The sequence below is a fragment of the Microbacterium sp. LWH7-1.2 genome (assembly GCF_038397755.1).
Taxonomy (GTDB): domain Bacteria; phylum Actinomycetota; class Actinomycetes; order Actinomycetales; family Microbacteriaceae; genus Microbacterium.
Genome location: NZ_CP151637.1, coordinates 116,066 through 140,663, shown reverse-complemented (window position 1 = coordinate 140,663; position 24,598 = coordinate 116,066). Strand labels below are relative to the sequence as shown.

At 68.4% G+C, this 24,598-nt stretch carries 22 protein-coding genes and 1 tRNA gene; 5 read left to right on the top strand and 18 right to left on the bottom strand.

Annotated elements, in window-relative coordinates; genetic code table 11:
• Positions 1-72: transfer RNA gene (locus tag MRBLWH7_RS00635), tRNA-Gln, on the bottom strand.
• Positions 73-298: 226 nt separating this feature from the next.
• On the opposite strand from MRBLWH7_RS00635, the gene MRBLWH7_RS00630 reads away from it, so the two are divergent.
• Positions 299-802 (top strand): MarR family transcriptional regulator, encoded by a 504-nt coding sequence (locus MRBLWH7_RS00630; RefSeq protein WP_341998177.1) that lies wholly within the window; start codon positions 299-301, stop codon positions 800-802.
• A 9-nt stretch (positions 803-811) separates the two neighbouring features.
• On the opposite strand, the gene MRBLWH7_RS00625 is transcribed toward MRBLWH7_RS00630, so the two are convergent.
• The 7 genes from MRBLWH7_RS00625 to MRBLWH7_RS00595 all read right to left on the bottom strand — a co-directional run bounded on the left by MRBLWH7_RS00625 (position 812) and on the right by MRBLWH7_RS00595 (position 6,521).
• Entirely contained in the window at positions 812-2,626 is a 1,815-nt protein-coding gene (locus MRBLWH7_RS00625; protein WP_341998175.1) for an ABC-F family ATP-binding cassette domain-containing protein, read from the bottom strand.
• A gap of 115 nt (positions 2,627-2,741) precedes the next feature.
• Positions 2,742-3,518, bottom strand: a complete 777-nt coding sequence (locus tag MRBLWH7_RS00620) for a hypothetical protein (protein WP_341998174.1) — start codon at positions 3,516-3,518, stop codon at positions 2,742-2,744.
• 673 nt (positions 3,519-4,191) lie between these two features.
• Positions 4,192-4,860, bottom strand: coding sequence for a recombinase family protein (locus MRBLWH7_RS00615; protein ID WP_341998172.1), 669 nt, complete (start codon positions 4,858-4,860; stop codon positions 4,192-4,194).
• A gap of 39 nt (positions 4,861-4,899) precedes the next feature.
• Positions 4,900-5,046, bottom strand: coding sequence for a hypothetical protein (locus tag MRBLWH7_RS00610; RefSeq protein WP_341998170.1), 147 nt, complete (start codon positions 5,044-5,046; stop codon positions 4,900-4,902).
• A gap of 161 nt (positions 5,047-5,207) precedes the next feature.
• Positions 5,208-5,426: a hypothetical protein gene (locus MRBLWH7_RS00605; protein ID WP_341998168.1), complete on the bottom strand. Its 219-nt coding sequence runs from the start codon at positions 5,424-5,426 to the stop codon at positions 5,208-5,210.
• A gap of 145 nt (positions 5,427-5,571) precedes the next feature.
• Positions 5,572-6,009 carry a hypothetical protein gene (locus MRBLWH7_RS00600; protein ID WP_341998166.1) on the bottom strand — a complete coding sequence of 146 codons (438 nt, stop codon included), beginning with the start codon at positions 6,007-6,009 and terminating at the stop codon, positions 5,572-5,574.
• Positions 6,006-6,521, bottom strand: a complete 516-nt coding sequence (locus tag MRBLWH7_RS00595) for a hypothetical protein (protein WP_341998163.1) — start codon at positions 6,519-6,521, stop codon at positions 6,006-6,008. The genes MRBLWH7_RS00600 and MRBLWH7_RS00595 overlap by 4 nt, the downstream gene beginning before the upstream one ends.
• 332 nt (positions 6,522-6,853) lie before the next feature.
• Here MRBLWH7_RS00595 and MRBLWH7_RS00590 point away from each other — a divergent pair, with 332 nt between their 5' ends.
• On the top strand, positions 6,854-7,534 hold the full coding sequence (locus tag MRBLWH7_RS00590) for a hypothetical protein (RefSeq protein WP_341998161.1): 681 nt from the start codon (positions 6,854-6,856) through the stop codon (positions 7,532-7,534).
• A gap of 53 nt (positions 7,535-7,587) precedes the next feature.
• Here the strand turns inward: MRBLWH7_RS00590 and MRBLWH7_RS00585 are convergent, their stop codons facing one another.
• Positions 7,588-8,139: a hypothetical protein gene (locus tag MRBLWH7_RS00585; protein WP_341998159.1), complete on the bottom strand. Its 552-nt coding sequence runs from the start codon at positions 8,137-8,139 to the stop codon at positions 7,588-7,590.
• Positions 8,140-8,192: 53 nt separating this feature from the next.
• A complete protein-coding gene (locus tag MRBLWH7_RS00580; protein ID WP_341998157.1) occupies positions 8,193-9,260 on the bottom strand; it encodes a tyrosine-type recombinase/integrase in 1,068 nt (355 codons plus the stop codon).
• Positions 9,261-9,542: 282 nt separating this feature from the next.
• On the opposite strand from MRBLWH7_RS00580, the gene MRBLWH7_RS00575 reads away from it, so the two are divergent.
• A complete protein-coding gene (locus tag MRBLWH7_RS00575; RefSeq protein ID WP_341998155.1) occupies positions 9,543-12,194 on the top strand; it encodes an AMP-binding protein in 2,652 nt (883 codons plus the stop codon).
• Here MRBLWH7_RS00575 and MRBLWH7_RS00570 read toward each other — a convergent pair.
• The 6 genes from MRBLWH7_RS00570 to MRBLWH7_RS00545 form a co-directional block, all read right to left on the bottom strand.
• On the bottom strand, positions 12,169-13,290 hold the full coding sequence (locus MRBLWH7_RS00570; RefSeq protein ID WP_341998153.1) for an ABC transporter ATP-binding protein: 1,122 nt from the start codon (positions 13,288-13,290) through the stop codon (positions 12,169-12,171). The genes MRBLWH7_RS00575 and MRBLWH7_RS00570 overlap by 26 nt on opposite strands.
• Positions 13,287-14,705 (bottom strand): iron ABC transporter permease, encoded by a 1,419-nt coding sequence (locus tag MRBLWH7_RS00565; RefSeq protein ID WP_341998151.1) that lies wholly within the window; start codon positions 14,703-14,705, stop codon positions 13,287-13,289. Before MRBLWH7_RS00565 ends, MRBLWH7_RS00570 begins: the two co-directional genes overlap by 4 nt.
• Before the next feature lie 134 nt (positions 14,706-14,839).
• Positions 14,840-15,889, bottom strand: coding sequence for an iron ABC transporter substrate-binding protein (locus MRBLWH7_RS00560; RefSeq protein WP_341998149.1), 1,050 nt, complete (start codon positions 15,887-15,889; stop codon positions 14,840-14,842).
• A 91-nt stretch (positions 15,890-15,980) separates the two neighbouring features.
• Positions 15,981-17,354: a GNAT family N-acetyltransferase gene (locus tag MRBLWH7_RS00555; RefSeq protein WP_341998147.1), complete on the bottom strand. Its 1,374-nt coding sequence runs from the start codon at positions 17,352-17,354 to the stop codon at positions 15,981-15,983.
• A gap of 59 nt (positions 17,355-17,413) precedes the next feature.
• Entirely contained in the window at positions 17,414-18,340 is a 927-nt protein-coding gene (locus MRBLWH7_RS00550) for a 4-(cytidine 5'-diphospho)-2-C-methyl-D-erythritol kinase (protein WP_341998145.1), read from the bottom strand.
• Positions 18,337-19,404, bottom strand: a complete 1,068-nt coding sequence (locus MRBLWH7_RS00545) for an aldo/keto reductase (RefSeq protein WP_341998143.1) — start codon at positions 19,402-19,404, stop codon at positions 18,337-18,339. Before MRBLWH7_RS00545 ends, MRBLWH7_RS00550 begins: the two co-directional genes overlap by 4 nt.
• A 173-nt stretch (positions 19,405-19,577) precedes the next feature.
• On the opposite strand from MRBLWH7_RS00545, the gene MRBLWH7_RS00540 reads away from it, so the two are divergent.
• Entirely contained in the window at positions 19,578-21,164 is a 1,587-nt protein-coding gene (locus tag MRBLWH7_RS00540; RefSeq protein WP_341998140.1) for a stealth conserved region 3 domain-containing protein, read from the top strand.
• On the opposite strand, the gene MRBLWH7_RS00535 is transcribed toward MRBLWH7_RS00540, so the two are convergent.
• Positions 21,112-22,032 (bottom strand): phosphodiesterase, encoded by a 921-nt coding sequence (locus MRBLWH7_RS00535; protein ID WP_341998138.1) that lies wholly within the window; start codon positions 22,030-22,032, stop codon positions 21,112-21,114. The genes MRBLWH7_RS00540 and MRBLWH7_RS00535 overlap by 53 nt on opposite strands.
• A gap of 118 nt (positions 22,033-22,150) precedes the next feature.
• On the bottom strand, positions 22,151-23,011 hold the full coding sequence (rsmA, locus tag MRBLWH7_RS00530) for a 16S rRNA (adenine(1518)-N(6)/adenine(1519)-N(6))-dimethyltransferase RsmA (RefSeq protein ID WP_341998136.1): 861 nt from the start codon (positions 23,009-23,011) through the stop codon (positions 22,151-22,153).
• A 92-nt stretch (positions 23,012-23,103) separates the two neighbouring features.
• Here rsmA and MRBLWH7_RS00525 point away from each other — a divergent pair, with 92 nt between their 5' ends.
• Positions 23,104-24,567 (top strand): sugar porter family MFS transporter, encoded by a 1,464-nt coding sequence (locus MRBLWH7_RS00525; protein ID WP_341998135.1) that lies wholly within the window; start codon positions 23,104-23,106, stop codon positions 24,565-24,567.
• The last annotated feature ends 31 nt before the right edge of the window (positions 24,568-24,598 follow it).

Genomic DNA, 24,598 nt, shown 5'->3' with positions numbered 1-24,598 from the left:
CTCCGCCGCCAGGACTCGAACCTAGACCTCACAGCTCCAAAGGCTGTCGTGCTGCCATTACACCACGGCGGACCGCGGCGCTCCCGGGTGCCGGGGGCCGCCCGTCAAGTCTGCCAGATGCCCCGTGCGCGCCCGTCCGCCTCCGGCGGCGCCGCCGCCCCGCCGGACTCTGACATGCACGGATCGTGTGCTCTCGCCGAGACGACATGCAGCGCACGCGCGCAACGTGTCGCCTCGGCGAGAGCACACGATGTCGACGCGACGCAGGGCGCGGCATCCGTGTCGGGATAATGGGGGCATGACGGGGCAGAGCGACGAGGTCGACCGCATCGTCGAGGCGTGGACCACGCAGCGCCCCGACCTCGACTTCTCGCCTCTCGGCGTGCTGTCGCGCGTCGACCGGCTGTCGCGGCACCTCGATCGCGCGCGCCGCGACGCGTTCAGGCGCAGCGAGCTCGAGCCCTGGGAGTGGGATGTGCTCTCCGCGCTGCGGCGCGCGGGCGAGCCGTTCCAGCTGAGTCCGAAGCAACTGCTGCAGCAGACCCTCGTCTCGAGCGGCACGATGACGAACCGCATCGACCGGCTCGTGGGGCGCCGCCTGGTGCGCCGGGAGTCCGATCCCGACGACGGCCGCAGCATCCTGGTCACGCTCACCGACGAGGGGAAGATCCGGGTGGATGCCGCGATCACGCGTCTCGTCGACGCCGAGGCGCTCCTGCTCGAGGGACTGTCGCGCGGTGACCGCGATCGCCTCGCCGCCCTGTTGCGCAAGCTCAGTCTCGGCTTCGACGCCGTCGGCTGACCCGCCGGGTCAGCCGATCTGCTCGGTGAGCTCGAACCAGCGCTCCTCGACGCCGTCGCGCTCCTTCTCGAGCACGCCGATGCGTGTCATCTCCGCGCCCAGGCCGACGTAGTCCGACTGGTCGTGGTCGGCCAGGGCCGTGCGCGCGGCGCCGATCTGGGTCTCGAGCTTCTCGAGGCGGCGCTCCAGCGACGCGACCTCCTTCTGCGCGGCGCGCAGCTCCTGCCCCGACAGCGACGGCGCGGTGGACGGGACGGATGCCGCGGCCGCAGCATCCGTGCCCTTCGAGGTCCCCGGCCCCGCGGAGCGCTCGCGCTCGCGCAGGCGCAGATACTCGTCGACGCCGCCGGGGAGATGGCGGAGGTGTCCGCCGAGGATCGCGTACTGCTGGTCGGTGACGCGCTCGATGAAGTACCGGTCGTGCGACACGACGAGGAGGGTGCCCGGCCACGAGTCGAGGAGGTCCTCGACGGCGGCGAGCATGTCGGTGTCGAGGTCGTTCGTCGGCTCGTCGAGGATGAGCACGTTGGGCTGCTCGAGGAGGATGAGCAGCAACTGCAGGCGGCGCTTCTGGCCGCCCGAGAGGTCCTTGACGGGGGTCGAGAGCTGCGCGCTCTGGAAGCCCATGCTCTCGAGCAGCTGGCCGGGCGTGAGCTCCTGCGCCTTCGAGCCGCTCCCGAACGTGTAGGTGGTGCGCAGCCGCGAGATGACGACACGCACGGGGTCGTCGAGGTGCTCTTCGAGCTCGTCGAGGCGCTGCGTGAGGGTCGCGACCTTCACGGTCTTGCCGCGCTTCACGCGGCCGGCGGTGGGCTCGACGTCACCCGCGACAAGGCCGAGCAGCGTCGACTTGCCGGCGCCGTTGACGCCGAGGATGCCGGTGCGCTCGCCCGGGGCGATGCGCCACTCCACCGGGTGCAGCACCTCGCGGCCGTCGTACGAGACTGCCGCGTCGAGGAGGTCGACAACGTCCTTGCCCAGGCGCGAGACAGCGAGCGAGCGCAGCTCGGTCGCGTTGCGGATCTCCGGCTCGTCCGCGATGAGCACGTTGGCGGCGTCGATGCGGAACTTCGGCTTGGACGTGCGAGCGGGCGCGCCGCGGCGCAGCCATGCGAGCTCCTTGCGGGCGAGGTTCTGGCGGCGCTGCTCGATGACGGCCGCCTGGCGGTCGCGCTCGACGCGCTGCAGGATATACGCCGCATAGCCGCCCTCGAACGGCTCGACGATGCGGTCGTGCACCTCCCACGTGGTGTTGCACACCTCGTCGAGGAACCAGCGGTCGTGGGTCACGACCAGGAGGCCGCCCTGGTTCGCCGGCCACCGGCGCTTGATGTGCTCGGCGAGCCACGCGATCGCCTCGACGTCGAGGTGGTTCGTGGGCTCGTCGAGGAAGATGACGTCGTCGTCGCCCACGAGCAGGGCCGCGAGCGACACGCGCCGACGCTGACCGCCCGACAGCCCCGCGACCGGACCGTCCCACGCGAGGTCGCCGAGGAGGCCCGCGATCACGTCGCGCGTGCGCGCGTCGCCCGCCCATTCGTGATCCGGACGATCACCGACGACGGCTTCCCGGATCGTGAGGGCGTCGTCGAGGGTGTCGGACTGGTCGAGCACGCCGACGCGGACGCCGCCGCGCACCGTGACGCGGCCGCCGTCGGGCTCGAGCCGTCCGGCGAGCATCGCCAGCAGGCTCGACTTGCCGTCGCCGTTGCGGCCGACGACTCCGATGCGGTCGCCCTCGTCGATGCCGAGTGACACCCGGTCGAAGACGACCTTGGTCGGGAATTCCAGGTGCAGGGCCTCGGCCCCCAGAAGATGTGCCATGTCCCCTCAAACTGCCTTCGACTGTCCTATTTTCTCGAAATTGAGAGGCTCCCACAGGCAAGTCCAGCGTACCCAGTTGGCACGGAGTTGGCACGACGGGGATGTCAGGCCCTCGTCAGACCGGGCTGGAATCGTCTGGTGCAGGACTCTGCGCCGGTAGGCCGTACATCGCGTTCTGCTGGTTGACAAGCTCGTCATGCGCCCTGATGTCATCTCCGTGCAGAGCGTCGAACTGCTCGAACATCCATGTGTAATACGCCTCCCGAAGTTCGGCGTACTCCGTGACCGCGTCAGCAATCACGATGTCTTGTTGGTCCCCGATGTACTGCTTTGCGGTCGCGGTGAACCTTCCGGACGCAAGCAACGGTTCCGACTTCACCTTGGCCACGAACTTCGTCTCGTTGTTCTGGAACGACATCTCGAACGACAGCGGGGGCGTCGTGACATGGGTGATGTAGTTGCGAAGGTCTTTCAGGAACTGGGTCACCGGGGCGTAACCCAGCGACTGGCGACGCTTCTCCTCCTCCTGCGCGAAGGGCGTGCTTCGATAGTTCGCCATCAGGCCCCGCACGTTGTCCACGAGGGTGGTGTTCATGGCGGTGTAGTTGGCCAGGAACAAGAACAAGAACATCCAGAACGTCTGCATGGCTTCCCGTTGCTCTCGCTCCATGCCCATGTAGCTAAACGCCCTCGCCTCTCCTTCTGGGCCGGTGAAGTCGATGTGCCTCAACAGGAAGTGCTCGTTCCACTTGAGCGCCGCATGTACCAGTCGCACCGAGTCCCAGCGGTTGTGGGCGATGCGCCCAGGGTGATTCTGAATGCTCGCTCGCAGTGCTTCCGCACGAGCGGCGAAGTCTTCATCGGACTCTTCGGGCTGGATACTCTCAGGCACGAGGGAAATCTAGCCGTTGTAGTGGTCAGCCTTGAGCCTCACTCCCGCCCTGACCGAGCCTTTCCATTTCCACCGAATGTGCACAGCATGCCCCGTTACCAAATCGTTACACGCGAAAAGATGTAGGCAAGGAGTAGGCGAGCGTTGGTACGCGTACCAAAGGTCTATCCCCGCACAGCCGAGACTGGACCACGCCTGAGCATGTCCGCTGTACCCCAGGTGTACCCATTGGGGTACCTCGGACCAGAGAGTGAGTAACGGGACTGAGTCCTGTTACTCACCTTCGACGGATGGGGCATCTTTGCCCCTATCCCCGGCAATGTAGTCCTTCGCCGGTAGACTCGTACCCAAGCGAAAGGCCCCCACATCTTCTCAGGGACAGGGGGCCAATCGTGGAGGCGACCTCTGTCGCAGTGCACGCACTGCTCCAGGGCCAGGAGAACCGCTCTCAGCTACCAACTGGGGGCGGTTTCTTCTTCCTACGGTACTCCATTAGTCAGCTAAATGCTCGGGGTTGCGGGGGTGAACCATATACCCGCTGGCCCTCCCTGCCAAGTCTTCCTCGTCAAGGAGAAGCGCGCCGACCGCATCAACGCGGCCCCGACATCGCGCCCCACGACGCCTACTACTTCAAGTTGCTTCGTGAGAACGTCGCTGGCCTAGCCAACATGCGTTAGATGAGCGACTTGGCTGTCTCGCTCATGACGATGGCCCGGACGGTAGACGCGTACCACTTGCCACCCTTGGCAGTCGGCACACCCTCATCGTTGAGAGTGCGGGCGATGGCGTTGAGGCTCATCCCCTGCGCGCTCAGGGCAAGCACACGGCGGTAGGTCGGCAGGAAGTCGGCGGCAACCTCACGCCCGAACACTGCACCCTCACTCTTACGCTGCGCCATTCCCTCGCGAGTGCGTACCGAAATCAGGCGCCGCTCGTACTGGGCGGCAGATGCCAGCACGTTGGCCACGAACTCCCCCGAGGGGTCCGAGAGGTCAAGGTTCGGAGAGAGAAGCACGATGCCCCAGTGCTGGCGGCGCGCACGGTCGATGAGAGCCGCGAAATCGGCCACAGAGCGCGACACACGGTCCAGACGGACTGAGAGAAGGTACTGCGCCTCTCCCCTGTCCAGTCGGCGCAGAGCGTCAGTCAAGGCGGGGCGTCCATGAATGCTCTTGGCGCTCTTCCCCTCTTCGCGAACAATCTCGATAGCCCAGCCACGGCGTGCGGCTTCCTCGCGGAGGGTGGATTCCTGAGCGTCGAGCGACGCGCCCTCTTCTACCTGCACAGCGGACGAAACACGCACGTATGCGAGGGCCAGAGGGCGGGGCGCGTGCTTGCCCATAGTGCAAGCATACATAAAGGGTTCCTCTTATGTACCGCGCTAGTCTTCTGCAAGCTGTCGCAGAGTGTCCCGTGCTCCCCTCAGGTAGGCGCGTTGCTCGGCTGTTGCCTCAAGCTCGCCGTTCTCAATCTCAGAGAGCGTGTCGTCTAGAACGTCTGCCGCCTTCTCGATGCTGTCGCGGTCCATAGCTCGATTCTGATTCCTGGCCATCGTTCTGAGAAGAGACAGCCCCCGCCAGTCATATGGAAGAGAACTGGCGGGGGCTGTAGAGGTCGCCGCCCCCCGGCACACCAACGAGGGGGCGGCACTCACTCGCCAGGAGCCCCATGCAACTGGCGAGAGCTTGGTTAGTCGAGAGCCACGATTCTGGCAATCTCGGCGGCGACATCGGCGGGGACATCGGCGTCCCCGCGTGCGATGCGGTCAATTTCGACGTTCCCTTCAACGATGGCGCGCTCTTGCTCGGGAGTGAAGACGGGCGGCTTGTATGCGGTCGCGGCCTTCTGGCGCTCGATAGCTCGCATCTCAGCGATGAGTGCGCGCTCTCTGGCGTTGTCGGTGGTCATCGTTCTTCATCCCCCAGTGTTGCGAGCACGTCGAGGGCGTTAACGACTACCTCCCGGTCATTGTCGGAGGCAGGAAGTGCTCCGGTTTCGATGTCCCCGAGGACTCCAACCAAAGCGGCGAGGGCGTCGTCTGCGGCTGACATTCTCAGTACCCCGTTCTGTCTCTGGTCGTGCTGAGAGTGTGGGAATGGCTCGCGCCGAACTCGGGGAACTCCGCCCGAACCTTGGCCAGAGCCGCACGGCGTTCATTCGGGTCGCTCACTGCTTGTGCGTATGCCAAGTCACGCTGCCACGCGCGGATTCGGTAGGACGAATCGTCGCCACCGAACGTAAGCGCATCAGGCTTTGGGCCGGGAGCGAACCGAACTTCTCCCCACCGAGCCAACTGCGCCGACTCGTCAAGGTCGAGCCAACTGTTACCGGCCCGGTCAAGCGTCTCGGCGTACAACTCAGGCGTGACTTCGAATTCTTCGCCCTGAAGAAGCACGCGCCCAGTCGCGGACAGCACAGCACCCGGTGCGGCAGGTACGCCGGGAAGCGTCAATCCGGAGACTGTGGCGTGGTAGATGCCGCTTGGGGTCATGATGTCTTCTTTCCAATCCGGCTACGCATTGCGTCGCGTAGCTCGATGAGGGTGTCGGATTCGCCCATGTGGTCGAACAGGTCGGGGCCATGGTCGGGGTGCGCTTGCACGTAGGCATCGACGGCGCGCACAAGCTCCCCGACTGCCTGCGCCATCTCGACGGCCGACAGGTCTGTCAATCCGAGACGGTCCACAAGCCTGTCGAGCACGGCTAGCTCACTGGAGGCCACCCGAGCACGGACGGCGGGCGATGCTGTGGCGTCGGCAAGCAATCGAGCCTGACGGGTGCTGTCGGCCAGGTCGCGGAGTCGGCCCATCACGTCATCGGGGGCGGGTCCATCTTCAGAAATGGCCGCGACGAGTGCCGTGTGCCGGTTCAACTTGTGGCGTGCGACCGCGCTTGCAGAGAGGCTGTACCGCTGTGCGATGTCGCGAATAGGTACACCTAGCGCGATGTCACGTTCAATGTCCTCGCGTCTCGCGTGAGACTTGATGGTGGAGGTTCTGGCCATTGGATTCCTGCGGTTCTTAGGTCTAGGTGACAGAGGGAGCCGGAAGTCCCCTTTCGAGGCCGTAAGGATTTGCCCCGCGCGGTTCTCCCTCTGTCACTTCTTACTATCGGCCAAACGAGCCGAGACATTCGGCACATAGCGGAACGGATTTCCGAGCGCTCTCCATTTTTGGACGATAGTCATATTGAGGCGTACATATGTCTCAGCGGAATCGGAATCCCGCACCACCATAGGTGAGGCCAGCCGGTCGCGTCTTTCCATCGTTTCCGCACCGGCTGGCCTCAGCTTTCTCGATTCCGAACGAGAGAAGGCAGAAACGATGGAGATATGACATGGCAAACAAGCCAACCCAAGAAGTAGTTGACCACTACCGTCTTACCCACGCGGAGTTTCAAGAATTCATCCAGCACGTGCCACACGCCCCACTGAAGAGTCGTGGCATCAACCGAGCTAGCTTCAACTCTGTTGCATATTCGCTGTCCAGGCACGGAACCTTCAAGACTGGTGAGGACATCCGTATCACCCAGGCTGGCCTGGTGGACGAAAGCGGATGTAGCCACAACACCGTCAGGAAGGTTGTTGCCTTCCTGAAGGAAGCCGGGGTGCTTGAGCTTGTAGACCACCAACGCCACCAAGGTTCTCCATCCGAGAACTACCGCTTGAGGAAGTCATCGACCGTGAAGCAGGTGCTGAAGGTGAAGGACCGTGGCGCAAAGGTGTCGACCAAGAATATTAGGACACGTGCACAAGCTGTCTCAGTTGACACCTTGATTGAACCAGTTGACAACTTGATTGAACCAGTTGACACCTTGATTGAACCAGTTGACACGTTGATTGAACCAGTTGACAACAATAAGGCTTATAGCATTACAACAAGAGATTCAGAATTCCCAGCCGCGCCTTCGACGCCTCAGCCTTCGGCTGGCGTCGGCGCGGTCGGCAAAGAAGGGGAAGCAGATTCCTGGTGGGATGAAGAAGATTTGCGGCAGTTGATGGCCGGCCTGAACATCTAGTGAATGGTTGCCATCTGTCGCGGCTTCGCCGCAATATGGCCCCGTCGCCATTTTCAAGAATTGGTGGCTTGAGCCTTTCTCATCCTGTACTCGCGCTTGTATACGGCAACTGCATCGCGGCACGGCTGGCATCGACACCCATCTGAGTACGCACTTGTCGTGCCGTGCTTCGTAGCACTCCCCCGTGGCGTCCGCTTTTCACTCTTCGGCTTCTTACGCTGGGCGCGGGTGCGTTCGAAGCCCTCGCTCTGCTCGGGTCGGTTCGGTTCCCGGACGATTTCAGGCTTCCGGGGTGCGGTGTAGGTGATTCTGACCGGCCTTGGCTCGGGCTCTTCGTCCTCGCGCGGTTGCCACGTCCTAGACGCCTCTGAGGGCTTCTCAGCGGCCGTCTGTGACTGCCTGACGGCATAGGCGGCACGCTGAGCCATGTCGATGCCTGCCGCAGCGTCACGCTCGGCACGGACCCGTTCAGCCTCTGCCCGGGCTGACCTCACGATGATGTGAGCCTCGGCGGGGTCGGCAACCACCCGCGCGGCCAAGTACTTGATGCGTGGCACGGGAAGGTCAAGAGCACGGAGAGCGGCGAGGGCGTCTGAGAGAGTCACCCCCTTACATATCGACCAAACCGCGCGCGCCTGTTCTTGCCTACGTGCGCCAACTAGAAGCTCATCTTGGAGACAAGCTCCTTCTGTCGTTCCTCGTCCACGTGCTGATAACGAAGCGAGGAACGATAGTCCGTGTGCCCGGCCCGGCTCATGACTTCTGCCAGGGTGGCGCTCTTGCCGAAGGCGGTCAGGTGCACGTGGCGAAGGTCATGAGCATGGATGTCATCGAGACCGCAAGCGCGCTTGACCTTGACGAAGTTGTACGAGAAACAGTTGTACGACATCGGCTTGCCGTAGGCCGTCAGAAAGACTCTGTCGGCGGGTGCCGGGTGGCGGGCTTGAAACAGCTTCAGGAGAGCGTCAGCGGCTTGTGAGGGCATGACCAGAACCCGTCTGCCATCGTCGTGGGACTTGGTCCCGTCGAACTCTCCGTAGTTGGTCAGGTGGCGGTGGATATCCAACTTCCCTGCGTCAAGGTCGATGTCCTCCCATCGGAGCGCGAGGGCTTCGCCTGCTCTCGCACCCGTGCCGACAAGAACCCACAGCATTGCGCGCATCTGGTCGTCCCCGGCCAAATCGTGCAACATCCGGAAGTCACCCATCGTGAACGTGGGCCGCTTCTTCGATGGGTCTTTGGTCGCCCCTTCTACCTGACACGGGTTGTCGCTGATGATGCGTTCCCTGACCGCGCGGCGCATCGTCTGATTCAGAAGCGCGTAGGCCTTCCGGCGTCCGTGCGGATTCTGTTCCATCGTCGTCCACCACGTCTCCACCATCTCCGGCGTGATGTCGGCCAGGGCGGTCTTCCCGAACGTGGGAATCAAGTGGGCCTGGAGGTTGAACGAGTACGTGTGGAACGTCGTCCGCTTCAGCTTGTGCTTCTTCAGGTTGAGCTTGCGCTCTGCGTACTTGGCGAAGGGCTCGCGGCCCTTGGACCTCGGCGTCTTCTTCGTGCCGCTGGACTCCGGCACCAATCCCATCTCTTCGATGAGGTCGGCCTTCGTGATGGCCTTCTCGGCGGCGTCGTCATCATCGAACGTACCCAGGCTGACGTACGTGGCTCTGTCCTTGTCCCAGCGACGGGCCTGAATCTTCCCGCTGGGCAGTCTGCGTGTTGGCATGGCTTCCTCCTGCGTACTCATACGCATGTGGAAGGCCGAAACCAAGATTTCGGGTGGCCGAATCTCAGTCGTCGCCTGGCATGGACTTGGCACGGTCCCCGCCTCCCGCGTGATTTCGCGGAAGTGGCTGAAGTGCCATGTCCCCTCAAGGCTAGGCGACCGAGGGTGGCAACCGGCGTCACACTGCGGGCGCGAGGAACAGCACAGGTTAGGCTAGCCATACCTTGCACCTGCGCCGGCGACTCTCCCCGCACCGGCGCGTCAGGAGAAAGCCACCCCGCTATGACCGCCACTGCGCCCGCCCTCGGCCTCTCCCTCCTCGGAGGGGACCCCGACCACGCGGCGCTGATCGCCGACGGCACGCGGATCGACTACGCGGAACTTGCCGAGCGGGTGACACGACGCCGCGACGAGCTCGGCGCCGTCCGCCGGCTGGTGATGGTCGCGGCCGGCAACACCGTCGAGCCGATCGTCACCTACCTGGCAGCCCTCGAGGGCGGGCACCCGGTGCTCCTCGTGTCGGGCGAAGAGGACGACGCCTCACGCGCCCACCGCACGTCGCTGATCGCACGATTCGATCCGGACGTCGTCGCGCACGGCGGGCCCTCGGGCTGGACGCTGGACGAGCGCCGCCCCGGGAGCCGGCACGAGTTCCACCCCGACCTCGCCGTCCTCTCGAGCACATCGGGCTCCACCGGCTCGCCGAAGCTCGTGCGTCTGTCGGTCGAGAACGTCCGCAGCAACGCGGCGGCGATCGCCGAGTACCTCCGGCTGACGCCGAGCGATCGAGCCGCGACCACACTGCCGCCGCAGTACTGCTACGGACTGTCGGTGATCAACAGCCACCTGCTGACCGGGGCGAGCCTGCTGCTCACCGAGCGCTCCGTCGCCGACGAGGAGTTCTGGACGCGGGCCCGCGCCCACGCCGTCACTTCGTTCGCCGGCGTCCCGTACACGTTCGAGCTGCTGGAGGCGAGGGGCTTCGACGGTGCCGACCTGCCGTCGCTGCGCTACCTCACGCAGGCGGGCGGCCGGATGACCCCCGACGCCGTGCGACGGTTCGCGCACCTCGGGCGGGAGCGCGGCTTCGAGCTCTTCGTGATGTACGGGCAGACCGAGGCCACGGCGCGCATGGCATACCTCCCGCCCGACCTGGCGCTGACGCACGCCGGCGCCATCGGACGTCCCATCCCCGGCGGCGCCTTCCGCATCGACACCGTCGACGGCGCCGAGTCCGGCGAGCTCGTGTACGAGGGCCCGAACGTCATGATGGGGTACGCGCACGGACCCGAGGACTTCGCCCTGGGGCGCACCGTGACCGAGCTGCGCACCGGCGACGTCGCGCGGCTGCGCACCGATGGGCTGTACGAGATCGTCGGCCGCATGAACCGCTTCGTGAAGGTGTTCGGCCTGCGCCTCGACCTCGATCGCGTCGAGAACCTCCTCGCCGAGGAGGGGATCGAGGTGCGCGCGGCGAGCGCCGACGAGCGGCTGCTGCTGTTCGCGACCTCCGAGCGCGCGGCCGCCCGTGCGCGCGAGCGCGCCGCGGCCCTCACAGGCGTGCCGGCACGGGTGATCGGCGCGTACGCGGTGTCCGAGTTCCCGCGGACCTCCAGCGGCAAGCGCGACTATGCCGCGCTGGTGCGCTTCGCTGCCGCCCACGACCACAGCACGGCTGCCCCACGACCGACGGCTCCGGCCGCCGTCACGGCAGAGACCGTGCGCGACCTGTACGCGATGCTTCTCGGTGAGCCCGACGCGGGCATCGACGACACGTTCGCGGGGCTCGGCGGCGATTCCCTGAGTTACGTCGAGGTGTCCCTGCGACTCGAGGAGATGGTCGGCACGCTCCCCCGGGACTGGCCGACGCGCACTCCGCGCGAGCTCGCCGAATCCGCTTCGCCCCCGCAGCCGTCGGTCGTGAACGCGGAACCGGATGCCGCGCCAGCAGGTGCTGCGGCGGCATCGGTCACGGGGACCAGTCGTCGCCGGCTCTCGTGGACGCGCCTCGAGACGCCGGTCGTGCTGCGGGCGGTGGCGATCTTCCTCATCGTCGCGACCCACGCCGATCTCCTTGCCCTGAAGGGCGGTGCGCACCTCCTCCTCGCCGTCGCCGGCTACAACCTCGCGAGATTCCAGCTGGCGCCCGTTGCGGGCACCGCGCGCCTGCGTCGCCTCGGGCGCAGCGCCGCCCAGCTCGCGGTGCCGGCGGTGCTGTGGATCGGCGCGGTGGCGCTCGTCACGGGCCAGTACTCGCCGACGACCGTCGCGCTCGTGAACAACTTCGTCCCCAGCGACGGTCGGTGGAACGAGCAGTGGCAGTTCTGGTTCCTCGAGGCGATGCTCTGGTCGTTCGCGGGCGCGGCGGCGCTCTTCGCCGTGCGCCGCGTCGAACGGCTCGAGCGCCGGGCGCCGTTCGGGTTCGCTCTGGTGACGCTCGCGGTCGCGCTCGCTGCCCGCTTCGCGATCGCCGGGCCCACCGCCGAGTACGTGGAGCGGTACTCCGCCCCTGTCGTGTTGTGGCTCGTCGCTCTCGGGTGGCTCGTGGCGCGCGCGGACACGACCGCCCGTCGGATCCTCGTGTCCGCGGTCACGGTCGCGGCGACCTTCGGATTCTTCGGCGATCCGTGGCGCGAGGCGATCGTGGCAGAAGGGATCCTCGCCCTGGTATGGATCAGGGCCATCCCGCTCCCCCGCATCGCGGTGCCCCTCGTGGTGACGGTGGCCGGCGCATCCCTGTTCGTCTACCTCACGCACTGGCAGGTGTATCCGCCGTTCGAAGAGAGCGCACCGTGGCTCGGCACGCTGCTGTCGTTCGTCGTCGGCGTGATCGCCTACCGGCTCTATCTCAGCGCCGGCGCCGGTGCTGCGGCCGGGTGGGCGCGGCTGCGCCGCGCGACGGCGCCGCTCAGCCTGCGGCTGCGCCGCGCGTGACGACGCTTCCCGTCGTCGCGGTCTCACCCGCCGCGGCATAGAGCACGACACCGCCCTCGACGATCACACGCACGGCCGTGCCGGGCGCGAACGCGGCCGCCCGGTGCTGCGGCACGCGGTACATGAGCTCCGCCTCGAACTCCCCCGTGCCGACGCGAAGACGCAGGTCGGCGGTCGACCCGGCGGGACGCACCGCGACGACGGTGCCGTTGGCCACCGGGGCCAGCGTGGCGGCCGCCCCATGCGCCGCCGCGGCCACGCGCAGCTGTTCCGGGCGCACCATCGCCCGCACGCGCGCGGCTCCGCCCGACAGGTCGTGCCGCACGGTCAGCCGGCCGAACCCGCACTCGACACCGTCCGGATCGGAGCGCGCGGGAACCACGAGCGCATCGCCCAGGAAGAGCGCCACGCTCGCGTCGACGGGCGCGTCGTACACCGCCATCGGATCGCCGGACTGCACCAGGCGACCGCCGACGAGCACACCGACCTGGTGCCCGAACGACAGCGCCTCGGGCTGATCGTGGGTCACCAGCACGGCGGTGACGCCGCTGCGCTCCAGGACGTCGACCACGGCATCGCGTGTCGCCGACCGCAGACCCGTGTCGAGCGCGCTGAACGGCTCGTCGAGCAGGATCACCGCGGGATTCTGGGCGAGCGCGCGCGCCAGGGCCACCCGCTGCTGCTGACCGCCGGACAGCTCGTGCGGCATGCGCGCGGCGAGGTCCGGGTGCAGCGACGCCAGCTCGAGCAGTTCGCGCACGCGCTCGGCCCGACCGGGTCCGCGCGGGAGCCCGAAGGCGATGTTGCGGGCCACCGACAGGTGCGGGAACAGTGCGCCGTCCTGCGCGACATAGCCGATGCCGCGCCGGTGGGTGGGCACCGTTCTGCCATGCCCTGACAGCTCGCGGCCGTCCAGGCTGATCACGCCGGCGTCGGGGTCGACGAATCCCGCGACCAGGCGCAGCAGCGTGGTCTTGCCGCTTCCCGAGGCGCCGACGAGTGCCAGGCGCGTGCCTCGGGGAACATCCAGCGACACGTCGCGCAGCACCTCCGTGCCGCCGTACGCCTTCGACACTCCCTCCAGCCGAAGCGTCATCTGAGGGTCCTCCCTGTCGCATGGGTGAACATGAGGGCGACCGCAGGCACCGACAGGAGCACGAGAAGCACCGCGTAAGGTGCGGCCGTCGGGTAGTCGAGGGCGGACGCCGCCGACCAGAAGCTCGTGGCCACCGTGCTCGTGCCGGTCGGGGCGAGCAGCAGCGTCGCGGTGAGCTCGTTGGCCGCGCCGAGCGCCACGAGGGCGGCACCCGCGCCGATCGCCGGGAGCAGCAGCGGCACGGTGACCCGCAGCCGGGCGGCGGCAGGAGGCACCGCGAGAGCGCGCGCGGCCTCCTCGAGGGATTCCGGCACCTGCGAGAGTCCGGCGCGCAGCGGCACGAGCGCCCGCGGCAGGAAGATCACGACGTAGGCCGCGACCACGGTGAACGCCGTCTGGTAGAGCGACGGCGCGAATGCGAGGGTCACCGCCACGAACGAGAGCGCCACGATGATCGCCGGGAGGCTGCTGGCCAGATAGGCGGCGCCCTCGAGCAGCCATGACAGCCGTCCCGGGTAGCGCACCGCCAGCCACGCGAACGGCAGTGCGACGGCGATCGTGCAAACCGCACCCGCCAGTGCGAGGCCGAGGGTCTGGAGCGCCGCGATACCGACGTCGCCGAAGGCCGCGGCATCCGCTCTCATGAGCCACCGGACCACGCTCGCCAGCGGCACCACGAGAGCACCCGCCAGCACCGCGACCATCGCGGCGAGCGCCGGCACGGTCAGCCGGCCGAGCCCCAGGGTCTCCGCCGGGTGCGGAGTACCGCCGCCCACACGGGCGTAGCGGGCGCGGCCGCGGGCGGCCGACTCGGCGCCGAGGAGGATCAGGCACAGGAGCGCGAGCACCAGCCCGAGCGCGGCCGCGTTGGGGCCGGCGAACATGCTCTCGTAAGCGACGACGATGGCCGTGGTGAACGTGTCGAAGCGCAGGAAGGCGAACGCGCCGTACTCGGCCAACAGGTGAAGAGCGACCACGAGGGCCCCGCCGAGCACCGCCAGCCGCAGCTGCGGCGCGACGACGCGGAAGAACACCGCCCATGACCCCATGCCGAGGGAGCGCGCCGATTCCTCGAGCGCAGGATCCAGACCCCTGATCGCCGCGAGGGCGGGCAGGTACACCAGCGGGAAGTACGCCAGCGTCGCGACCAGCACCGCTGCCCACAGGCCGCTCATGGCCGGGATCGCACTGGCCCAGCCATAGCTGGCGACGAACGCGGGGATCGCCAGCGGGGCGGCGAGGGCGACCTTGAAGACCCCGCGGCCCGGGAGCGTCGTGCGCTCGACCAGCCAGGCGCCGCCGACTCCGAGGACGACGGTCGCGGGCACGCCGATCGCCACCAGCAGCACTGTGTTGACGAGCAACTCGGCCACCTTCGGCCGGAAGACGAGGGCCGACAGCTGTTCCCAGCCCATCGCGAACGCCGCCTGGACGACGTAGCCGATCGGGATCAGTGCGCCGAGAGCCAGCAGCGCGACGACGACGACGAGCCCGGCGGGCGGACGCCTCTCGGTCGTGTCGCGCGCGGGTGTTCGCGTCTGGGGCTGGGTCAGAGGAGTCCGGCTTCCGTCATGAGCTCGATGACCGCGGGCCCGTTGAGCGTGGACGGGTCGATCACGGGTGCGTCGAGCTCGGCGAGCGGGGGCAGTTCGGGCTTGGCCGCGACGTCGGAGGCGACGGGATACTCGAAGCTGTACCCCTCGCCGAGGATCTTCTGCCCGTGCTCCCCCGCGATGAACGCGAGGAACTGCTGCGCCTCATCGGCGTGGGGCGCGTTCTTCAGCACACCGCCGCCCGAGATGCTGACGAAGGCACCCGGATCCTGGTTGCCGAAGTAGTGCAGCTTCGTGCCGGCGCTGTCTTCGGCTGCGGCGTCCTGATCGCGGAACCAGTAGTAGTGGTAGATGATGCCCATCGGCACCTCGCCGGCGTTGACCGCCTTCATGGTGACGATGTTGTTGCGGTACTCGACAGCGTTCTCGGCCATGCCGTGCAGCCAGTCGCGCGCGCCGTCCTCACCCTGGGTCGCGAGCACGGCCGACACGATCGCCTGGAAGTCGGCCTTCGCCGGCGCGGCACCCCACTTGCCCTTCCACTGCGCGTCGGCGAGGTCGAGAAGCGATGCCGGGAGCTCGCTCTCCGAGATCAGCTCCGGGTTGTACACCAGCACGGTCGAGCGGGCCGCGATCCCCGTCCAGAGGCCGGAGGCCGGACGGAACTGCTCGGGAACGAGCGCCAGGGTGGACGGGTCCACCGCAGCGAAGAGGTCCGCTTCTTCGACCAGCGACATCGCCGGCGAGTTCTCGGTGAGGAACACGTCGGCCTTGGAGGCCTTCCCCTCCTGGACGAGCTGATTGGCCAGCTCGCTGTCGTCGCCGTTGCGGAGCACGACATCGATGCCGGTCTCGGCGGTGAACGCGTCGGCCCACTCCTCGGTGAGCTGCTCGTGCTGCGCGTTGTACACGACGAGGGCGTCCGGATCGGCAGCGTCATCGCCCCCGGCTCCGCCGGCACAGCCGGCCAGGGCGAGGCCCGCGAGCATCACCGGCACGACGAGGAAGTGGCGCAGGCGCGCGGAAGACGGGAGGCGTGAAGGCATGGGAAACCCCTCGAGAACAGACAGGTAAGGCTAGCCTAAAGCACTCGATCGCCGTGTTTCGCCCGGTTCCGCCCCTCGAGCGCCGACGCGCTCAATACCAGATGCTCAGGCGCGGCGCCGTGTGCCAGCCGAGAACGCGGGTCGCCATGGCGAGCGCGTCGACGGATGCCTCGGCCGAGGCATCCGTCACCGTCACGCGTCCTGCTGCGGCAAGCGTCGCGAGCGACACGCCGCCGAGGTACGTGGCCGACAATTCGGCGACGCCGAGCATCACCGTCGCCGCGTCGACCGATTCGCCCTCGCCGATACTCCGCACGCGCGCGGCGCCGCGCCCGTCGGCCTGGAGCAGGTAGCGGCCGGCGGCGATGCCGAGCGGGTCGGAGACGTCGAGCACCAGCGTGCCCGGGCTGCCGTAACGGCGGGTCTCGAGCGCGGCGACGACGTCGATGATCCGCACGTACTGGTGGTCGCGCACGCTGACCTTGGCCGCGCGCTGGTCGGCGATCATCCACAGCAGCGGCTCGTCGACCGACAGCTCGCCCGCGTGCACCTCGGCCACGAGGTCGAGCTCGAGCAGGAACCGCCACAGCGCGGCGTACGCGTCGTCGGTCTCGGCCAGCAGGTAGTGGACCGAGACGGTCGCCTTGGTGAAGTCGTCGTGGTTCTCGCGGACCGCGTACACCGCGACCCCGCGCACGTCGCCGGCAGCGTCGGAGTACTGCACCGCGCGCTTCTCCGCGGTCTTCTCGGCCGCCGGGTTGGTGCCGGCGAACCCGTCCCAGTGGCTGCCCGGCACTTCGATCTCGCCCGGGCGACGGTGCCGCACCCGCTCGTGCAGAGCCGGCATCAGCTCGCGCACCCGCTCGCGGCTGATGAAGTCGATCCGCCCGGTGGGCTGCGGGCCGATCCAGCCGGCCCGCTTCGTCTCGATCCGCCACGAGGTGCCGGCCGCGGCAGGCGCGAACCCGTAGCGCCCGTACAGAGGCGACTCGCTCACCGTGAGCATCGCCATCGGGATGCCGGCCGCCTGGGCCGCTCGCAGCTCCCCCTCGAGCATCGCGCGCGCGACGCCCTTGCGCCGGTGGGTCGGGGCGACCGTGACCGCGGAGATCGCGCACGAGGGGATCATCGCCTCACCGGGCACCGCGAGCTCGCCGAGCCACGATGCGATCGTCGCCACGGGCGCATCCATCGGCGACGCCGGATCGAAGACGCCGGTGAGCCGCCGGTAGCCGCTGCGCTCGCGCGACGCCGCGATCTGCTCGGCTGTGCGCTCACCGTCCTGGAAGCCCCGCGAGACGGATTGCAGCCAGCCGACGTACTCGTCGCTGTCGACGGCGATGCGCCGGTAGTCCAGTCCGTTCGCCGCGAGCCGGCCCGCCGACTCCTCGTCGACGGGTCCGGCGCGGAAAGCGGCGCGCTCGGTCTCGCCGAGGCGACCGTAGGTCGTTTCGCGCGTGCTCATGGATCCTCCTGTCCACGCCCGTGAGGGCTCAGGTTCGTATGCGGCCGACGCTGGCCGCTTCAGGTCACCACGCGCGCGCCGGCAACGGGTCCGTGCACGTGGAGCGCTTCGTAGCCCGCGGCCGACAGCGTGATCTGCAGCTCGAGCGCCGACTCAGGGTCGACGGTGAGGAACGCCAGTGTAGGGCCCGACCCCGACACCATCCCCGCCAGGGCGCCGGACTCCTCACCGAGCTCGAGCACCTCGCGCAGCTCGGGACGCAGCGAGAGCGCCGCGACCTGCAGGTCGTTGCGCGTGTGCTCGGCAAGCGCGATCGGGTCTGCTGCCCGCAGCGCATGCAGCACGCCGGGCGCGACCGCCGGCACGCGCGCACCCGAGACGATGTCGGGCCGTGCGCGCAGCTCGTCGAGGTGGGTGTAGACCTCCGGGGTCGACAGGCCCGCGTCCGACGGCACGACGACCCAGTCGAAGCGGCCCTTCGCGAGCGCCGGGCTCAGCTGATCTCCGCGTCCGGTGCCGACGGCTGTCCCGCCCATCAGTGCGAAGGGCACGTCGGCGCCCAGGCGCGCGGCGAGCTTGTGCAGCTCGGCGGTTCCCAGCTCGGCCCCCCACAGCGCGTCGCAGGCGACGAGGGCGGCCGCAGCATCCGCTGATCCTCCGCCCATGCCACCCGCGACGGGCACGTGCTTCACGATGTCGAGGTGCACGCCGCCCGCGTAGCCGATGCGCTGCGCGACGAGCCGCGCGGCGCGTACGGCGAGGTTGCGGTCGTCAGCGGGAACGCCCGTCACGTCGACGGTGCCCGAGATGGACACCGTGAACTCGTCGGAGGGCGACGCCCAGACGTCCTCGTACAGCGACACGGCCTGGTACGCCGACGCGACCTCGTGGTAGCCGTCGTCCTGCACGCCGCCGACCTCGAAGAAGAGGTTGAGCTTGCCGGGCGCCCGCACGCGGACGCCGTCGGCGGCCAGAGCCTGGCTCACCGGTTCGCCGATTCCGCCCAGAGGTCCACGTCGATGCCGTCCGACAGCGCGTCGATGCGCTCCTCCTCCTCCATCGTGAAGGCCGGCCCGTCGAGCGCCTTGAGGTTCTCGTCGAGCTGCGCCGGACGCGACGCGCCGATGAGCGCGGACGCAACCACCGGGTCGCGCAGCACCCACTGGATGGACATCTGCGCGAGGCTCTGCCCGCGCTCCTTCGCGATGACGTCGAGCGACCGCAAGGTCGACAGCCCCTTCTCGCTCAGCGAGCCGTTCGGCAGCGATCCACGCTGCTGCGCGCGCTCGGCCGAGCCGTCGCCGAGGTACTTGTCGGTGAGCAGCCCCTGCGCCAGCGGGGTGAATGCGATGGCCCCCATGCCCTCCTGCGTGAGCACTCGCGTGAGGCCGTCCTCCACCCAGCGGTTCAGGATCGAGTAGGCCGGCTGGTGGATCACGAGCGGGGTGCCGAGCGAGCGGGCGACGGATGCCGCCACCGCCGTGCGCTCGGCGCTGTAGGACGAGATGCCGACGTAGAGGGCCTTGCCCTGCCGCACCAGCGTGTCGAGAGCACCCACGGTCTCTTCGATCGGGACGTCGGGGTCGACGCGGTGCGAATAGAAGATGTCGACGTAGTCGACGCTCATGCGCCTCAGCGACTGCTCGGCGCTCGAGATCAGATACTTGCGCGGGCCGCCGTTGCCGTAGGGCCCGTGCCACATGTCGTAGCCGGCTTTGGACGAGATGATGAGCTCGTCGCGGTAGGGCGCGAAGTCCTCCCGCATCATGCGGCCGAAGTTCGTCTCGGCGGTGCCGTACGGCGGGCCGTAGTTGTTCGCCAGGTCGAAGTGGGTGATCCCGCGGTCGAACGCGTGGCGCAGCAGCGCCCGCTGGTTGTCGAACGGGATGTTGTCGCCGAAGTTCCACCAGAGCCCGAGCGAGACGGGCGGCAGCGTGAGCCCGGAGGCGCCGACCCGGCGGTAGTCCGTGCCGTTGTAGCGGTCGGCGGCTGCGGTGTAGGGGCGGTGGAGGTCTCCTCCACGGGACAGGTAGCGCGCGTCTTCGGTCACCGGTCCAGGCTAGCGAGGTCGGCCCATGCGCGCAGGAGGCGCGACAGGGCACACCGGCGACCCCCGTGTCAAGGGTCTAGGTCCGAAACGTCGTCGTAACGGACGCTCCCTAGGGTGGCGACACCGCGCAGTGCGAGCGCGCCCCGCACCCATCGAGCGAGAAGGAGGACGGCATGACCCTGCTGTCTGTGCTGCCCCCGGCCACCGACCCGTGGAGCGTGCTCGTCGCGCGCGCCGACGTGGTGCTCGAGCGGGGCATTCTCCACCTGCTCCACGACGACGTCTCGCCCCACGACGCGCGCGAGACCGACCTGCTCCTGGTCGCCGACGCACTCGAAGACGCGGCCGTCGAGTTCCTTCTCGTCCGGCACGATCACACGGTGCCTGCGCTCGTCGTCGACGTGCGCCACCGTGAAGCGGTGCAGGCGGCGCTGGCAGCCGTGTGCACGCGCGAGCCGCTGTACGTCAAGGCCAAGGGCCTCGCGCCGATGCTGGCGAGCGACGCCGCGGACGTTCCCGACGCTCCCACGGCGGTGCGGGTGTACCGCCCGCGTCTCAGCCGCTCGGGCTCGCTCCGCTACGGCCCGTCGCTGGGCGTGCACCTGGAGTTCTGGCGCTTCGGCGACGACGTGATCGAGGCTCCTCGCGACAACGCCGTCCTGCGGCGTCGCACGGCGACAGAGGACGTCGGCTACGACGTGGTCGAGCGCCACGGGCGCACGTGGCACACGATCAGGGGGATGTTCGACCCGCAGCCCCTCGAGGTCACGGAGGACGTCGACATCGTCTTCTCGTGGGTGGACGGGTCGTCCAGCGAGTTCCGGCGCCAGCGCGCGGCGCAGCTCTCCGAGTACGTCGTGGGCGAAGGCGACGACGGCCCGGCGCGGTACCGTCACGTCGACGAACTCCGCTACGCACTGCGCAGCGTCCACATGTACGCGCCGTGGATCCGGCGCATCTTCATCGCCACCGACTCTCCCGCTCCGGCGTGGCTGCTCGACCACCCGAAGGTGACGATCGTGCGCAGCGAGGAGTTCTTCGCTGATCCGTCCGTACTGCCCACCCACAACTCGCACGCCGTCGAGGCGCAGCTGCATCGCATCCCGGGGCTTGCGGAGCACTTCCTCTACTCGAACGACGACATGTTCTTCGGGCGCGCCGTCGAGCCCGAGATGTTCTTCACCCCGGCCGGGGTCACGAAGTTCGTCGAGTGCGAGGTGCGCATCGGCGGCGGCGACCCCGCCCTGCACCGGAGCGGCCACGACAACGGCCTCCGCGTGAACCGCGCGCTGCTGAGGGATCGGTTCGGACGCACGATCGTGCGCGACCTCGAGCACTGCGCGGCCCCGCTGCGGCGCAGCGTCATGGCCGAGCTCGAGCAGACGTTCCCCGACGATTTCGCGAGGACCGCGGCATCCCGGTTCCGCTCGGCGACCGACATCTCGGTGACCAACAGCCTGTATCACTACTACGCGCTGCTCACCGGGCGGGCTGTCGCCACCCGCGCCCCGCGGGTGCGCTACGTCCAGACGACGGTGGCCGCGGGACTGCGGCGGATGGAACGGCTCGAGGAGCGCTGCGACGTCGACATGTTCTGCCTCAACGACGGCGGCGAGATCGAGGTCCCCGAAGAGGTCCGCGTGCGGGCGATCCGCAGCGCGCTCGAGCGCATGTTCCCGGTGAGGGCTCCGTGGGAGCGCGACGAGCTCAGTGCAGCACGGGAATCGGCGCGGTCGGCGCATCCTTCCGCCCGGCGGTGAACGGCGCGACGCCGGCCGCGCCGAGCCGTCGCTGCGCCTCCTCGGCGTCGATGTGCTCGAGTGCGCGAGGCGCGTCGACCGGGACGACAGAGTGCACGACCGTGTCGTCGTACACGTGCACGATGTTGAACGCCTGCGCGCCGTCCTGAGGACGCGTGCCGCCGACGGGAACCGTGAGGTCCTGGGCGTAGCAGGTCGATGACGCCACCGACACCGGAATGCCCGCGAACGTCGCGAAGGTCGAATAGTGGAGGTGGCCGGCGATGATGGCCCGCACGTCGGTGCCGCGCAGCACCCCCGCGAGCCGGCGCTGGTCGTGCAGCTCGACGCTCGCCGCGAGCGGCAGCACGCTGGGCACGGGCGGGTGGTGCATCGCGAGGATCGTGCCGAGGGGTGCCGGCGTGGCCAGCACGCCGGCGAGCCACATGAGCTGCTCGTCGCTCAGCTCGCCGTGGTGGTGGCCGGGCACGCTGGTGTCGAGCGTGATCACGCGGAGGCCGTCGAGCTCGTCGACCCGATCCACGGGTCGATCGTCGGATGCCTCGCCATAGAGGCCCACGCGGAAGGCCCCGCGCTCGTCGTGATTGCCCATCACCCACAGCACGCGCGCGCCGATGCGCTCCGCGAACGGCTCGACCAGCGCCCGCAGCGCCGCGTACGCGCCGGGTTCGCCGAGGTCCGCGAGGTCTCCGGTGACGACGATCGCGTCAGGACGGAGGCCGCTGGACTCGATCACGCCGACGGTCTCGGCGAGCCGGTTGGCGCCGTCGACGACGTCGAAGAGGCGCGGGGTCGAGGGCGCACGCAGGTGCGTGTCGCTGAGATGCAGCAGGATGCGTTCGGGGGCCGGGTATTCGGCGGTGCGCATGTCGGGTCACTCCGGTCCGCCGGAAGGCGAGGTGCCTGTGGATCCGGACGACGGACGATGGAATGTTACCGGCATGTTTCGTGCATTCCCCGACGGCACGGTGAAGATCCGCTGAATTTCAGCTGTCCGCTGTGCTCCCGGCGGCACGCGCGATGCGCACGTAGTCGTCGATCGAGAGGTCCTCGCCGCGTGCGGTCGGCGCGACACCCGCGCTCTCCAGCAACACGGATGCTGCGGCCGCCGATCCGCCGAGCACGCCGGCCGTCGCCTGCCGGAGCATCTTGCGCCGCTGCTGGAACGCGGCATCCACGATCGCGAAGGTCCGTCTGCGCAACTCCTCGTCACCCCGCGGCTCGGTCGCGCGATGGAAGCCGACGAGGACGCTGTCGACGTTCGGGACGGGCCAGAAGACCTGGCGCGACACCGTGCCCGCGAGCCGCCACGGCCCGTACCACGCGGCCTTGACGCTGGGCGCCCCGTAGACCTTCGACCCGGGAGGGGCGGCGAGCCGCTCCCCCACCTCGGCCTGCACCATGACGACGCCGCGGTCGAGCGCCGGGAAGTGCTCGAGGAAGTGCAGCAGCACCGGCACGCTCACGTTGTAGGGAAGGTTGGCGACGAGAACCGTGGGGTCACCGGGCAACTCCGTCACCCGCAGCGCATCGGCGTCCACGACCGTGAGCGCGCCGTCGGCGACGCCGTGCCTCGCCGCGGTGGCGGGCAGCCGCTCGGCCAGGCGGTGGTCGATCTCGACGGCGGTGACGGATGCGCCGGCCTCGAGGATCGCGAGGGTGAGCGACCCGAGACCCGGCCCCACCTCGACCACCCGATCGCCCGGCTCGACCTCGGCGACATGCACGATCTTTCGGACGGTGTTGGCGTCGACGACGAAGTTCTGCCCGAGTTTCTTGGTCGGCGTCACGTCGAGTTCGGCGGCCAGCGCGCGGATCTCGGCCGCACCGAGGAGTGTCACGGGCATGCGCCCCACTGTACCGAGCGCCAGGATGGCGCATCGGCGACGGGCCGTGGATGCCCTCGCCGTGGCGAGGGCAGAACGCTAGCGTGACCAGCATGAACTCGACCGGATCGATCCCCGCAGACGCGTTCTCCCTCCGCAGTCCGTACGGGCGACGAGCGATCGGCCTCTCGGTTGCGGCGGCGGTCGGGGGTTTCCTCTTCGGCTTCGACTCATCCGTGATCAACGGCGCCGTCGACTCGATCTCGAAGGACTTCGCGCTGGGCGACGTCATCACCGGATTCGTCGTCGCGATCGCGCTGCTGGGCTGCGCGGTGGGTGCGATCATCGCCGGCAACCTGTCGGACCGTTGGGGCCGCCTCCGGGTGATGTTCCTCGGCGCCATCATGTTCTTCGTCAGTTCGATCGGCGCCGGCCTCGCATTCTCGGCATGGGACCTCGCCCTGTGGCGCGTCGTCGGCGGCCTCGGCATCGGCATCGCGTCGGTGGTCGCGCCGGCGTACATCGCCGAGATCGCGCCGCGCCAGATCCGCGGCGGGCTCGCCTCGCTGCAGCAGCTCGCGATCACGATCGGCATCTTCGCTGCGCTGCTCTCGGACGCACTGCTGGCGAACGCCGCGGGCAGCGCCGACAGCGTGCTCTGGTTCGGGCTCGAGGCGTGGCGATGGATGTTCCTCGTGGGCGTGATCCCCTCGGCGGTGTACGGCATCCTGTCGTTCACCGTGCCCGAGTCGCCGCGCTACCTGCTGTCGAAGGGCCGCGTCGACGAGGCCCGCGCGATCTTCGCGCGGCTGATCCCGCCCGCCGACCTCGACCAGACGATCCGCGAGCTGCAGACCGCGATCGAGACCGATCGCAAGAACGCCGGCGTCTCGATCCGCGGCCCGGTGCTGGGGCTTCAGCGCATCGTGTGGGTGGGCATCATCCTGTCGGTGTTCCAGCAGTTCGTCGGCATCAACGTGATCTTCTACTACTCGACGAGCCTCTGGCAGTCGGTCGGCTTCGACGAGAGCGATTCGTTCACGATCAGCGTCGTGACCTCGATCACGAACGTGCTCGTCACCCTGATCGCGATCTTCCTGGTGGACCGTGTCGGACGGAAGCCGATCCTGCTCACCGGCTCCGTCATGATGACCCTGTCGCTCGGGCTCATGGCCATCTCGTTCATGTTCTCCACGACGGACGCCGAGGGGGCGGTCGTGCTGCCCGCACCGTGGGGACCCATCGCACTCATCGCGGCGAACGTGTTCGTCGTGGGCTTCGGTGCGTCGTGGGGACCGCTGGTATGGGTGCTGCTCGGAGAGATCTTCCCCAGCCGCATCCGCGGCAAGGCGCTCGGCGTCGCCGCCGGCGCGCAGTGGATCGCGAACTTCCTGATCACGATCTCGTTCCCCGCGATGTCGTCGTGGTCGCTCCCGGTCACCTACGGCATGTACGCCGTGTTCGCGGCGCTGTCGTTCATCTACGTCGCGTGGCGCGTGCCCGAGACCAAGGGCATGGACATCGAGCAGACCGAGACGCTGTTCGTCCACGCGAAGGACGCGCCGGCCACGCGGTGAGACGACGGTGCACGGACGAGACGCCTGGTGA